This is a genomic window from Olleya sp. Hel_I_94, assembly GCF_007827365.1.
Classification (GTDB): domain Bacteria; phylum Bacteroidota; class Bacteroidia; order Flavobacteriales; family Flavobacteriaceae; genus Olleya.
This window is the reverse complement of sequence record NZ_VISI01000002.1, coordinates 1,983,283-1,997,673: the sequence shown is the minus strand read 5'-3', so window position 1 is coordinate 1,997,673 and position 14,391 is coordinate 1,983,283. Positions and strand designations below refer to the sequence as shown.

The window sequence follows — 14,391 nt, the reverse complement described above, 5'->3', positions numbered from 1 at the left end:
TAAATAGGATTAAGATCTAAATTGAATTATGCAGCTCTGGGTGGCTGAAAAATAGAAGTTTTAACAGCGTCTGTTATTGTTTCGTTGTAATGAAAGTTAAAAGGGATTTCTATAAACTCTTGATAGTTAATTTCGAAGTTGTTTGCAAGACCTATAAAAGAGGTGTTGATGTGTGTACACATATGATGACTGTCTTTAAAAGGAAGGTCTTCGTGTTCTTCATGGTCATTATCATGACTGTCTCTAGCGTCTCCATAATGTTCGGCTAAAAACTCAAAAAATGTATCACCATACATTTCTTCATGAAATTCGGCATGCTCTAGCAACACACTAAACTTGGAAATATCTTCCAAGTTTATGTTGAAACTCTGCACGAGAATCAAAAGTGAATAGGTGATGGCTAGAATTTTGCTCATAATAACAATCAAATTTACAAAATTAGATGCGTCTTATGGTAACAAAAGTTACAAATGTCTTAAAAATAAGCTTTTAGTTGCACGTTTCCTGTATGGATGGTCTTGCTAGTTTCAGTTTTACGTCCAAAATACGTTAGGTTTAAATCTAAAAATTTGGTTAGTTTTTTTTGTGCTAATAAGGTCCAAGTAAAGTTTTTTCCGGGTTGCAGACCTTCTAGCATTTGGAAAGCGACAGGACTGTTAGCGTTACCTTCAAAGGTGTTGTTAAAAACATTAAATTCGCCAGAAATGGCACCAACTTGCGCATTTCCTTTTGGGGAATATGCAAAAGAAAGACCATATTTTTGTTGTTTTAAGGTCTCTAGATTATTAATAGTATTGTCTTTGTTTGTAAATTGATAAAACACATCAAATTGTATGTTATCGTTTAATAAATAGGATAACTTAGGGTTGAGTTTATTGGTGTCAATATCAAAGTTTTTACTGCTGAAGTTTTCACTGTTGCTAAATTGTTGCTCTAAAGCAGAGGTTAAAGTCACTAGCCAACTGTTTTTAATTTTATGGATAAAATTTAACTGATGACTTTTAAGATTATTCTCTATAAATCCGAAGCTTAGTGTGTTTTCGCTGCTATTCCATAAATAGGTGTAAGACGTAGTGTAACGTTGTTTTCCGCGATTAAAAAACAAGACATTTCTAAAATTAAGTGTTAGTCCCAGTTGGTTGTCTTCGCCTTGCTTAAATGGATTTAAGTCAAAATCAGCATCGTCACGTATAATTTTTCGATCAATTAAATAACTACTTTGATTATAAAACTTAGAGAATATTTTTTTGGTTTTACTCTCTGCGTTTACCCAATCAATAGGGTTTAGGGTAAGAGTTTGACTTAACCTATTTTGATGTGTTTTAATAAAAACTTGATTAGGTAAAAGGACTCTAATATATTCGCCTTGATCTTGGAATTGCGCTATTTCAAACTCTTCAAGTTCTTGGATTCCGTTTTCATTATAATCTATCCATGTATACGCACCTTGACCAGGTTCGACTTGAACATAAGTAAAATCTTGTTGAGGTAAGGTTCCGGAATTAGTTTCAAAAGCAGTGTTCCAAATAATACCATTTTTTAAAAAACGCTGATTAAATAATAAGCGAGAGTTTAATGAGTTTTCATTTGCCTGCGCTTGGTCTTCATTTTTTAAAGTTCTGTAGTTAACATACAAAGACAGATTTGTTTTTTCGTTTTTAAGTAATCGAGTGTCTAAATAATATGTGTTTGAGCTGTTTACACGATCTAGTTTTCCGTTACGTAAACTGTCATTTACACGATATTTGTAACCAACTTCTGCGTAGACATTTGTACTATCACCAATACCTGTAAAAGCTTCGTAAGCAGTAAAACGTTGTGTTAAGTTAGTAAATTGTTGTGTTTGGTTAATACGTTCTTTGTTTTCTTCTGCAGAAAAACCTGTTCCAATCCATTGTTTTTTTAGGTTGTATATGGCTTTATTGTAGGTTCTGAAAAATTTAGAAGAATTTGTTGTCCCGTTTGCTTTTAATATGCTAGATGCTGTGTTTAATCGTATATTGCCAATGTTTAAATTGGCGTTAAGATTATGTTTGTTTCCATTAAAATTTTCGGAATAATTTAAATGCTGAAAATTATAATTGATTTGACCTTTTTTATAGTGATAACTTTGTAATCCTGCAGTTATTAATGCTTGGTTGCCAAGGCTGACATTTAGTAGGTTTGAATTGTCTTGGCTTAAATTCCAATCACGATTAAACTCTGGAGCATACAAACGTTGTATAGTTTTAAAATCTTGTTGAATATAATCTGCATCAAAAACCGCATTTACATTCCATAAGCTATCATTTTTTATTACGTTTTGCTCTACTGTTAATTTGGTAGCTAAGCCATTATTGTTGGCATCGTCTAGGCTAGAGAATAGGTTTAGATCGTTTTTACTGGCAGCAACTTCAAAACCAACTTTAGTCTTTTTAGTAGGTTGGTAAACTCCATTTACGGTTGCTATTTGTAGTAATGTTGGTGCTACCAATTGCACAATTGGTGCGTAATTACCTTGTTTTACGCCTGCAATAGGTGGCGTAAATTGATAAATGTTATTTATAGCATTGCTAGAAGACAATATATAATCACCTTGATTGTCTCCAACTAATGTAAACGTAACACCAAATAAGGTGTCGTCTGGATTGTTAGAAAACACATAAATAGTGTCACCATTAAAATCTTCTTTTTTGTATAAAATCCTATTCTCGTTGAAGGTTTCTGATACTTCAGACAAGGCAACCATTTGTTGTGAGTCGTCTCCTGCAGTACTTAAAATTGCCACTTGTTCTTGTGATAGATTTTGTTGTAATGGATTGTTTTTTGAGTCATTTTCAGAATACACTGAAACGCCTAATTTTAGTTTTTCGCTTTCATGATTTGCACCACCATAAGCTACAATTCTAGAGTAATTTCTTTCAGAGTATTGAAAATCTATGCTAATTCTCATCTCGGAAGTCATTGGGTAAGTGGCATTAAAAATAATTTCGCCTGCGTTATAATCTATAATATAATCTTCGTTTTCGCCACGCTTTAATGCTACACCATTTACATAAACGGTTTCGCTACCAGATACAATTAGTACAAATAATTCTCCGTTTGGACCTTGCAGTTTGTAAGGACCTTGGTTACCTTCTTGAGCAGTAAATTGATAATTGGTAAATTGACCACGCACTAAAGCGCCAGATGCAAATACGTTAGTCTGTTGGTCGTCGTCTCCAAATTTAGCTTTAACTTGTAGTCCCTGCACGCGCTTAGTAAAGGATGCAAAGTAGGATTGGTCATTAATTAAATCTATATCTCCAGCACGAATAGCCCAATCGTCAGAAAATAATTCTAAAAAGACTTGGTCAAACTCGTCTAAACGTTGCGAGTAACCAGTTTCTTGTAAAGGTATATTGGCGTCTTGTATGCTGGCACGAAGCGAGACGTTATCGTTTAGTTTTCCTGTAATTTGTAAATCAAGCTCACTGTTTAAAACCGAGTTTTGATTATTACCAATAGTTACACCACGACTAATACTTCCAGAGGTTGTTAAACCATCAAACGGTTTGTAGCTGTTGTTCGTGTTAGGTTGTGTTAGTTGGACTAGTTTATTTATGTTGTCTGTGTTGTCAACAATGACACTTTTGTCAAACTGTTTGTAGGTTTTGGTTAAAAATTCAGGATAACTTTGGTAATTGATTATTACAGAATCTGTGGTAATAGGTTTTAAAAATGTAAGTGTTGATTTTCCAAAGTCTACTTTATAATAACTTGTGTCTATAACAGCACCTGCTTTGGTTTCAATTTTAAAACCAATGTTGTTAATACTTACACTGTCAAATATGATGGTTTTACTAGTAGCAAAAACTTTTCGGTTTAATCCATTAGTTTGTTCTTGCGCAAACGCAAAAATTCCGAAGAAAATAAAAAAACAAGTAATGGTTAATTTCATCTATATCTATAACACCAATATAACTAGATTATTTTGTTAATATTTTTTCAGTAAAAATGGCGTAATTCATCTTGTAAAAGTAAAGCATTATTTAATTTAGCAGAAACAAATATTTTTAGTACTATACTAGCTTATTAAAAAGTTAGGTAATAAACAAAAACAACAAACTAATACACATGAAAATTATCTCATATAACGTTAACGGAATTAGAGCAGCAATCAACAAAGGATTTATAGATTGGTTACAAAGCGCCAATCCTGATGTGATTTGTTTGCAAGAGATAAAAGCAATGGAAGAACAGTTAGATTTAGATTTGTTTAAAGACGCTGGTTACCATTATAATTACTGGTTTAGCGCTCAAAAAAAAGGCTATAGTGGTGTCGCTGTATTGTGTAAAACTAAACCTAATCATATAGAGTATGGTACAGGAATAGAGTCTATGGATTTTGAAGGACGTAATCTTCGTGTGGATTATGATAACCTATCAATTATGAGCATGTATTTGCCTTCTGGCACCAATGCTGCACGATTAGAGCATAAGTTTGATTACATGGATTTAATCCAAAAGTATTTAAATAAATTAACAGATACGTTACCCAATTTAGTAGTTTGTGGAGACTACAATATATGTCATGAAGAAATTGATATCCACAACCCTAAAATGAAAGGTGTTTCTGGTTTTTTACCAGAAGAGCGTGAGTGGTTAGGCGATTTTATAGACTCAGGTTTTATAGATTCGTTTAGGCATTTAAACCCTGAGCGTCAAGAGTATTCTTGGTGGAGCTATCGTGCAAATGCAAGAGCTAATAACAAAGGTTGGCGTTTAGATTATGCAATGGTTAGCCAACCATTACAACAAAAAATAAAAAGAGCAGTTATATTACCAGAAGCTAAACATAGTGACCATTGTCCTATTTTAGTCGAAATTGAATCATAATCCCAAATAATAACAATGAAAAACAGAATTTCAGTAATCCTATTAGTGCTTATAGCAACCAGTTGCGTCTCTCCAAAAGTGTATAAGGAGTTAGAAGGTAAATATGCAACCTTAAAAAAAGAAAACAGAAACCTAAAAGATGAAAACAATGACTTGTTAAAAGCTAAAAATAAAGCTAGTAATGATTTAGCACAGCTACAAGCAAAATATGACGACGCAGTCAAACGTCGTGACCAACTAGAAACAGATTATGCAGTAGCACAAAATAAATATGATGCACTAAAAGCCTCTTACGACGCGTTAGATGCTAATAGCAGTTCTGCAATTGCAGCAAATACACAAAAAAACAGAGAGTTATTAGCGCAATTAGAAACTAAAGAGCAGGCATTAGCTGCAGAAAACGCGAGACTAGCACAGCTTAAAAAAGAGTTAGAAGCACGCTCACAACGTGTAGCAGATCTGGAAAGCATTATAGCATCCAAAGAAGCAGAAATGACAGCACTTAAAAATGCAATATCAAGTGCCTTAACAGATTTTGAAGGTAAAGGACTAACTGTAGAGCAACGTAACGGTAAAGTCTACGTATCTATGGAAAATAAATTACTTTTTGAGTCAGGTAGTTGGGCAGTTGGTACACAAGGACGTAAAGCGGTACAGCAATTAGGAACCGTATTAGGTGATAACCCGGAAATATCTGTACTTATAGAAGGTCATACAGATAACGCACCATATCCACCAAAAGGAAACATAAGTAACAACTGGGACTTGTCAACAAAACGCGCCACAGCAATTGTAACCATTCTACAAGAAAATACAAATATTAAAGCGGACAACTTAACAGCTGCAGGTCGTGGCGAGTTTGCTCCAATTGCACCAAATACAACAGCAGAAGGTAAAGCTAAAAACCGTCGTATCGAGGTTATTTTAACACCAAAATTAGACAAGATTACCAACCTGTTAAATAATTAATTTAAGCGCGTTACCACAAGGGTCAGGCTATCCGTTATATCTTTTTTTACCATATATGGCAGCAAAAAAAGGATGCCACTTCTATCCTTAACGCAAACCTTAACAAACATTTGACCTTTAATTACTAACAATAATTAAAGGTCTTTTTATATTTGTTTAAAAGCTAAACAATCAAATCGATGAAATACACAACACTTCCAAATACAAACATAAAAGTCAGTAAAATATGTTTAGGCACAATGACTTTTGGAAATCAAAATACCGAAGCCGAAGGTCATGCACAATTAGATTATGCAGTGGAGCAAGGTGTTAATTTTATTGATACAGCAGAGCTGTATCCTGTTCCAGCAACAGCCGAAACATCAGGTAGAACAAGCAAGATTATTGGGACATGGTTAAAAAACAAAAAAAGGGAAGATGTAGTTATAGCCTCAAAAATAGCAGGAACAGGAGATTATACAGCACATATACGTACAACAGGCTTTACAGCAGAATCAATTAAAGAGGCTGTAGATTTAGAGTTAAAAAGATTACAAACAGACTATATAGATCTGTATCAATTACATTGGCCAGAACGTCAAACCAATACCTTTGGAGTAAGAGACTACAAGCATAACCCAAAGGATTCTTGGACAGATAATTTTAAAGAAGTTCTAGAAGCTTTAAACCAAGTAAAAAAAGAAGGAAAAATTAGAGAGATTGGCTTGTCCAATGAAAAAGCTTGGGGAACCATGCGTTATCTAGAAGAGGCTAAAACTAATAACTTACCAAGACCAGTAACCATCCAAAATGCTTACTCGCTTTTAAACCGTGTTTTCGAAGGAGATATGGCTGAGGTATCTTTAAGAGAAAATATTGGTTTATTAGTGTATTCTCCTATGGCATTTGGAGTGTTGTCAGGAAAATATGTAAAAGGGATTGCTGGAGATAATTCTAGATTAAAATTGTTTCCAAGATTTGCAAGATATAGTAGTGAGCAATCTACGCTAGCAACAAAAAAATATTTAGAATTAGCAGAGCAAAATAATCTGTCATTGGCCCAAATGTCGTTAGCATTTGTAAATCGTCGACCATTTGTAACTAGTAATATTATAGGTGCTTCAAGCTTAATTCAGTTAAAAGAAAATATTAATTCTATAAATTTAACATTAAATGAAGAATTAATGGAACAGATAGAAAATATTCATGCCATAATTCCAAACCCTGCACCTTAGCTGTTGTAGGCATTTACTGCATATTTTAACACGCTTTATCGATGAAATTAGCAGTTAATCTATAATAGCATTTTTAACAGTTTTTCACGTTGTTTTTTTTTTAGTTTAGGTGATTAAATTAACTAACGATTTCTCAAACTAATGAAAAAAACTACGTTCATTTTAGCTTTGCTACTACTATTTATAGGATGGCAAGCTAATTCACAAATTACAACTTACCCTTATTCAGAAGATTTTGAAGCAGGTGATGGTGGTTGGGTTGCCGACAATACCAATAATGGTACTTGGGCACTTGGTCTACCAGCTGCAGTAGTAATAAATAGTGCAGCTTCAGGTGCAAACTCATGGGTAACTAACTTAACAGGCAACTATAATGCTAATGATGATTCGTTTGTAACAAGTCCAGTGTTTGACTTGTCTTCTTTAACTGCGCCAACAGTATCATTTAATATATGGTACGAGGCTGAATTTAGTTGGGATGGTGCTGTATTCCAAAGCTCAATAGATGGAGGAACATCTTGGCAGAATGTAGGCGCTTTAGGCGATCCAAACTGGTACAATGATGGAACTATTAACGGTAGTCCAGGAGGACAACAAGAAGGTTGGACTGGTCGTAATGGTACAGGATCTAATGGATGGATTAATGTTAATCATGCATTAAATGGATTAGTTGGTCAGACAAATGTAATCTTTAGATTTGCTTTTGCTTCTGATGGATCAGGTCAAGATGACGGTTTTGCTTTTGACGATGTTTCAATATTTAACACGGATTGTCCAAATCCATCTGCTATTACAGCAGCAGGTATAACATCTACATCTGTAGATTTATCTTGGACTTTAGGAGGGACAGAAGCTGCTTGGGAAGTAGTTGTTCAACCAGCTGGAACAGGAGCTCCAACTGGAGCAGGTTCTCCAGCAACAGACAATACATTATATACGGATAATACTTTAACTCCTGCAACAGACTACGAAGTGTATGTTAGAGCTAATTGTGGTGCAGACTTAAGTGTTTGGACAGGTCCAATAACTTTTACAACCGACTGTGCAATATTTACACCAACATACTTACAAGACTTTACAACCATTCCAGCAAACTGTTGGGAAGTAGCTAATAATGGAGATTCAACAACAGGTCCTACAGACCTAGGAACTTCTTCATGGACTAACGATGGCTATTTAAATAATGGTACCACTGGAGCTTATAAAATCAACCTATGGTTAGCAGAAAAAAGTGATTGGCTCCTAAGTCCAGAAATTGACTTAACAGGTGTTCCTTATCAGGTAGAATTTGATTTTGGAGTTATGACTTTTAGTAGTGCAACTACCGCAGGAACTTTAGGATCTGATGATACAGTAGAATTAATGATTACTACAGATAATGGTACAACATGGACTGTATTAGAAACTTTTGATGCAACATCCGTGATTCCGGCAACAGGATTACATGTAGTACATAATTTAACTGCTTATTCTGGTACTACTGCTCAGTTTGGTATTAGAGCATCAGAAGGAACTGTTGATGATCCAACAGATAACGACGTGTTTGTAGATAATTTTCAAGTACGCGCAGTACCATCTTGTCCAGACCCATTAGCTGTAACAGCAACTGCGACAGGAGATACAACAGCAGATATTACTTGGGATGCTGGATCAACAGAAACAGAATGGCAAATTTGGATACAACCAGCAGGAACTGGAGAGCCAACAACAGATGGTGTAGTAACCTCATTAAACGCACCATATCCAGCAACAGGATTAACACCTAGCACACCATATGAAGTTTACGTGAGAGCAAATTGCGGTACTGATGGATATAGTGTATGGATTGGTCCAGTAAACTTTACAACATTAAACACACCACCACCTGCTCCAGTAGGAGTATCATGTGCTTCTGGCGCATCTTCTACAATAATCTTTACAGAAGATTTTGGTAATGATACTAATTATGTACCATCAGGATGGACAGGAACCACTTTTGCTGATATCAATGGAGATTGGGATATTACAACTGTAAATGGAAACTCTGGTGGAACAGGTCCAAATATTACATGGGATGGAAATGCAGGAACACACCTTGAATATGAAGGCTCAGGAAATACAACTAACGTAGCCTCTGCAATTACACCAGCAATAGACTTATCTACAGCAGTAGATGGTGCAGAATTATCGTTTTGGATGCATGCATTTGGAGATAATATGGGAACCTTAAATATTGGTGTTAGCACTTCTCAAACAGGACCTTTTACTTCAGAATATACTTGGATAGGTGATTACCAATCAACAGCAGATGAAGCTTGGGTACCAATTGGTATTAACTTAGATGCTTACTTGGGTCAAATCATTTATATCGAAATTAGCTATGTAGGAACAGGAGACACGTTTGAGAGTGATATGGCAATTGACCAAGTGAGAGTAGAAACGTGTGGTGATTTTTGTGTTGCTCCAACAGGTATAACTGTTGATGCAATTACAGACACAACTGCAGATGTATCATGGACTGCTAATAATGGTGAAACAAATTGGGAAATAGTAGTACAACCAGCAGGTACAGGAGTACCAACGGGATCTGGAACACCTATTACTACCAACCCTTATACATTAACAGGTTTAACTGCAAGTACAGTTAATGAGGTTTATATTCTTTCTGATTGTGGTAATGGCTTAAGTGTTTGGGCAGGACCAATTAACTTTACAACATTAAACACACCACCACCTGCTCCAGTAGGCGTAACATGTACTTCTGGTGCATCTACTTTTATCTTTACAGAAGATTTTGGTAATGACACCAACTATGTGCCTGCAGGATGGACAGGAACTGCATTTACAGATACTAATGGAGATTGGGATATTACAACCGTAAATGCAAACTCAACAGGAACTGGTCCAAACATTACATGGGACGGAAATGCAGGAACACACCTTGAATATGAAGGTTCAGGAAACACAACTAACGTAGCCTCTGCTATTACACCAGCAATAGACTTATCTACAGCAGTAGATGGTGCAGAATTATCGTTTTGGATGCATGCATTTGGAGATAATATGGGAACTTTGAATATTGGTGTTAGCACCTCGCAAACAGGACCTTTTACTACTGAGTATACTTGGATAGGTGATTACCAATCAACAGCAGACGAAGCTTGGGTACCTATTGGTGTTAATTTAGATGCCTACTTGGGACAGATAGTGTACATTGAAATTAGCTATGTAGGAACAGGAGATACTTGGGAAAGCGATATGGCAATTGACCAAGTGCGAGTAGAAGCTTGTGGAAACTTTTGTGTAGCACCAAGTAATATTACTGCAACATCAATTACTGAAACTTCAGCAGATATTTCATGGATACCTAACGGATCAGAGACAGAATGGAATTATGTTATACAACCAGCAGGAACAGGAATACCAACTTCTGGTACGTTAGTAACAACAACCACAATTTCAGAGACAGGATTAAACCCAGCAACAAATTACGAGATTTATGTACAATCGGTTTGTGGAGCAGATACAAGTACTTGGGCTGGACCGTTTACCTTTTCAACATTATTACAATTTAACTTTACTTTAGATTGTGCTACAGATGGACCACAAACAATAGATTATTGTTATGATAATAATGATACTAATGTATTTACATTTACATCTACGGATGGTACACCTCTTAATTTAACAATTAACGCAGGACAAGTAGAAAATTCTTGGGATGAAGTTATTGTATTAGATTCTGACGGAGTTACTAACTTAAACGCAGCAACTCCATATGGTGTAGGAGGTCAAATAGGTGGTTTAACATTCCAATCATCAGGAGATACTATTTCTTTTGCTGTAGAATCGGATGGAAGTGGTAGTTGTCAAAGTAACTCAACGTATACTTCAATTAATCTAACTGTAACTTGTGCAACTTGTGTTAATCCTACCGCAACATTTGTTGTAGTTGATGATTGTGCAAATGGTGATCAGTTTTTAGTTGATGTTGATATTACATCTTTAGGTGACGCAACAACTTTATCTATTGAAGATAATCAAGGTAATCCACCAGTAGTTGTTTCAGCAACTGGAATAGAACAGTTTGGACCTTATCCTTTTAACACAGATATTGTCTTTACTGTATCTAATACAAGTGATATTAATTGTGTGATTACTAGTAGTGCTATTTCATTAGCAGCATGTCCTCCAGTAAATGATAATCCATGTAACGCAACAGTTGCATTAGTAAATAATGGAGAGGCGTGTATTGATGTAAATTCTGGAACTTTAATAGAAGCAACTGATTCTGGTTTACCAGGAGGTACTTGTACTACAAGTGCAGATGATGATGTTTGGTACCAATTTACAGCATTAGGTGATCAACAAATAATTCAGATATTAAATGTTACAGGAGGTTTTAACGTAGACCATGCATTGTATGAGCTAGGTACAGACTGTAACGATTTAACTCAGTTATACTGTACAACAGATGATGCTAGTATTACACCAACCTTAACTGTAGGTAATGTGTATTACATCAGAGTATTCTCTGCTGGTACAACAGCAACTACTATTAACTTTGATTTATGTATTCAGACTTTAGGTGTGCCAACGTATTGTACGGAAGCTTTACCAATATGTGCGGATCCAACAATATTTTATCCTAGTATTGTAGGAGATCAAGTAGCACCTCCTTATATCGATTACGATTGTTTAGGAAGTCAGCCTGATCCACAATGGAATACTATTCAATTTGATGACGCAGGAGATTATGTGTTCCAATTAGCACAAACTAATGCAGCTGGAACAGGATTAGATATTGACTTTATAGTTTGGGGACCATTTCCAGGTCAAGAGGCAGGATGTTTTGACCTGTTACCAGGTACTATTGCAGATTGTAGTTTCTCTGCTACAGCAACAGAGACTATTACATTAACAGGTGTGCCAGCTAACTCAATTTATATAATCTTAATTACAAATTTCTCTCAACAATCAGGTAGTTATGTGTTTACACAACAATCTGGTCCTTTAGATGGTACTAATTGTGATGTAGTATGTGAAGTGGCTTTAGATTATGATGGAATATTAATTGAGCAAGGACTTTCTGCTCCAGAAGGATCAAGTGATGACATCAATTTATGTGGAGCAACATCTGTTACATTGACTGCAGAAACAGCTTATGCTGTTGATAGTTATGATTGGTACGTTAATGGTATTTATCAAGATGGAGTAAACTCTCCGACTATTGAAGCTACAGTTTCAGGACAATATTTATGTATTGTAGGTGGTGGAATTTGTGATGATTTTACATCTTCATTAACTGCTAATATCAATTTCTTTGATTCAGCTACAGCTACAACAGCACCAGCATTAGAAGTTTGTGATGATGGTTCTGGAAACGGTGTGTTTGATTTAGAAAGTCAAACTGCAACAATTTTAGGAACTCAAGATCCAGCGGATTTTGTAGTAACATATTACTCGGCTTTAGCAAATGCTCAGGCAGGAATTGGCGCATTAACATCGCCACATACAGCTACAGACGGTACAACTATTTATGTAAGAGTGGAAGATGTAGATGCTGTAGGATCTGATTCTGGTTGTGCATCAACTAATACTAACTTTAATCTAATGGTAAGTGCTGCTCCAGAAGCAACGCAACCTATGGACTTAGAAGTTTGTGATGATGGTGCTGGAAATGATGTGTTTGATTTAACACAAAATGAAGCAACTATATTAGGAACTCAAACAGGAGTGGTGGTATCGTACCATAACTTAGAAGCAGACGCAATTAGTGGAGATAACGCAATAGCTAACCCTTCGGCTTATACTATCACAGGAAATCAAGAAACAATATTTGTAAGAGTTGAAAATGTTGTAGCAACAGATTGTTATAAAGTTACAGACTTTAACATTATATTTAATGCTACACCAGAAACAACTTTTAATTTAGATATACCATATGAGGTTTGTCCAAACGCAACATCACCAATTACTATTACTGCTCAAGCAGAAAATTACACAGTTGGAGAAGTAAGTATCAAGTGGTACAACGAAGGTGTTGAGATTGCTGGTCAAACAGGTTTATCATTAAATACTGTTTTAACTGCAGGAGAGTATGAAATTGAAGTTACATTTAGTGATACAGGATGTTCTAAATCAGAATTTGTAACAGTAGTAGAGTTAGAAAACTGTACAATACCACAAGGTATCTCTCCAGGTGTATCACCAGGATTAAATGACAATTTTGATTTAAGTAGTTTTGATGTACAAAGCTTAGAGATTTACAACCGTAATGGTACTTTAGTTTACTCTAAAACAAATTATGTAAACGAATGGGAAGGACAATCTAACGCAGGTGACGAGTTACCAGTTGGAACGTACTACTACGTAATGAAGTATCAAGGAAACAAAACAAAAGCCTCTTGGGTATATATAAACAGATAAACTAACTAGAAAACCAACAAGAAACAGATGAAAAAAATAATATATATCGTATTCCTAGTGTTTATAGGTGTACAAGCCCAACAAGATCCACAGTACACACAGTACATGTATAACATGAATGTGGTTAATCCAGCATATGCAGGATCGACAGATGGTGTTGCCATAGGCGCACTATACAGAAGCCAATGGGTTGGATTAGAAGGAGCACCAACTACAGGAACACTAACCCTACATTCGCCAGTTGGTAAGAATGTAGGATTGGGACTATCATTAATAAGTGATGAAGTAGGACCAGTAAGCGAGACGAATGCTTATGTTGATTTTTCTTACACCATACCTGTAGGAACAAAAACTAAATTAGCATTTGGATTAAAAGCAGGAGCTACGTTTCATGACATTGGATTAGCAGGATTAGATTTAATAGATGCTAATGATCCCTTTTTCTCAGAAAACATTAATGAAGTTACTCCAAATATTGGAGCGGGATTATATTTTTACAAACCAAGTAAGTTTTATATTTCTGCCTCTATGCCTAACATTTTAAACTCTGTGCATTTAGATGCTAATGGTTTTAAAATAGGATCAGAGACGCAACACTTTTTTGGAGCAGCAGGATACGTATTTGATTTATCAGAAAACTTTAAGCTAAAGCCACACGCTTTAGCTAAAGTTGCTTTTGATGCGCCAGTAAGTTTTGATGTTAACTTAAACTTATTTATGTATGACTTTGTAGAAGTAGGAGCAGGTTACCGTTTAGACGATTCTTTTAGTGGGATGATTAACTTTTTAGTGGCACCTAATTTAAGAATAGGTTATGCGTATGACAGTATCCAATCACAATTAGATGTTGTAACCAACTCATCACACGAGATTTTTATCAACTTTGATATTAATCTTCCAAGAAAAGTATCACGTTCACCACGTTATTTCTAATCAAAAGCCA

At 35.4% G+C, this 14,391-nt stretch carries 7 protein-coding genes; 5 read left to right on the top strand and 2 right to left on the bottom strand.

Annotated elements, in window-relative coordinates; translation table 11 throughout:
* Positions 1–26: 26 nt before the first annotated feature.
* Together JM82_RS12195 and JM82_RS12190 are read right to left on the bottom strand one after the other, a co-directional pair.
* The gene (locus tag JM82_RS12195; protein ID WP_261375375.1) at positions 27–353 is read right to left on the bottom strand and encodes a hypothetical protein; all 327 of its coding nucleotides are present in this window, start codon (positions 351–353) and stop codon (positions 27–29) included.
* Between the two features lie 122 nt (positions 354–475).
* Entirely contained in the window at positions 476–3,919 is a 3,444-nt protein-coding gene (locus tag JM82_RS12190; RefSeq protein WP_145004285.1) for a hypothetical protein, read from the bottom strand.
* A gap of 176 nt (positions 3,920–4,095) precedes the next feature.
* Between JM82_RS12190 and JM82_RS12185 the strand changes: the two genes are divergently transcribed.
* From JM82_RS12185 to JM82_RS12165, 5 genes are all read left to right on the top strand, one after another.
* Complete coding sequence (locus tag JM82_RS12185) at positions 4,096–4,857, top strand: exodeoxyribonuclease III (protein ID WP_145004282.1); 762 nt, start codon at positions 4,096–4,098, stop codon at positions 4,855–4,857.
* A gap of 15 nt (positions 4,858–4,872) precedes the next feature.
* The gene (locus JM82_RS12180; RefSeq protein WP_145004279.1) at positions 4,873–5,826 is read left to right on the top strand and encodes an OmpA family protein; all 954 of its coding nucleotides are present in this window, start codon (positions 4,873–4,875) and stop codon (positions 5,824–5,826) included.
* Positions 5,827–6,005: 179 nt separating this feature from the next.
* Positions 6,006–7,040: an aldo/keto reductase gene (locus JM82_RS12175; protein ID WP_145004276.1), complete on the top strand. Its 1,035-nt coding sequence runs from the start codon at positions 6,006–6,008 to the stop codon at positions 7,038–7,040.
* A gap of 141 nt (positions 7,041–7,181) precedes the next feature.
* Entirely contained in the window at positions 7,182–13,448 is a 6,267-nt protein-coding gene (locus JM82_RS12170) for a fibronectin type III domain-containing protein (RefSeq protein WP_145004273.1), read from the top strand.
* A 27-nt stretch (positions 13,449–13,475) separates the two neighbouring features.
* Positions 13,476–14,381: a type IX secretion system membrane protein PorP/SprF gene (locus JM82_RS12165; RefSeq protein WP_145004270.1), complete on the top strand. Its 906-nt coding sequence runs from the start codon at positions 13,476–13,478 to the stop codon at positions 14,379–14,381.
* Positions 14,382–14,391: the final 10 nt, after the last annotated feature.

Coding starts and splice junctions, on each gene's coding strand:
- JM82_RS12190 (WP_145004285.1), bottom strand. CDS start 3,919: ATGAAATTAACCATTACTTGTTTTTTTATTTTCTTCGGAATTTTTGCG.
- JM82_RS12185 (WP_145004282.1), top strand. CDS start 4,096: ATGAAAATTATCTCATATAACGTTAACGGAATTAGAGCAGCAATCAAC.
- JM82_RS12180 (WP_145004279.1), top strand. CDS start 4,873: ATGAAAAACAGAATTTCAGTAATCCTATTAGTGCTTATAGCAACCAGT.
- JM82_RS12175 (WP_145004276.1), top strand. CDS start 6,006: ATGAAATACACAACACTTCCAAATACAAACATAAAAGTCAGTAAAATA.
- JM82_RS12170 (WP_145004273.1), top strand. CDS start 7,182: ATGAAAAAAACTACGTTCATTTTAGCTTTGCTACTACTATTTATAGGA.
- JM82_RS12165 (WP_145004270.1), top strand. CDS start 13,476: ATGAAAAAAATAATATATATCGTATTCCTAGTGTTTATAGGTGTACAA.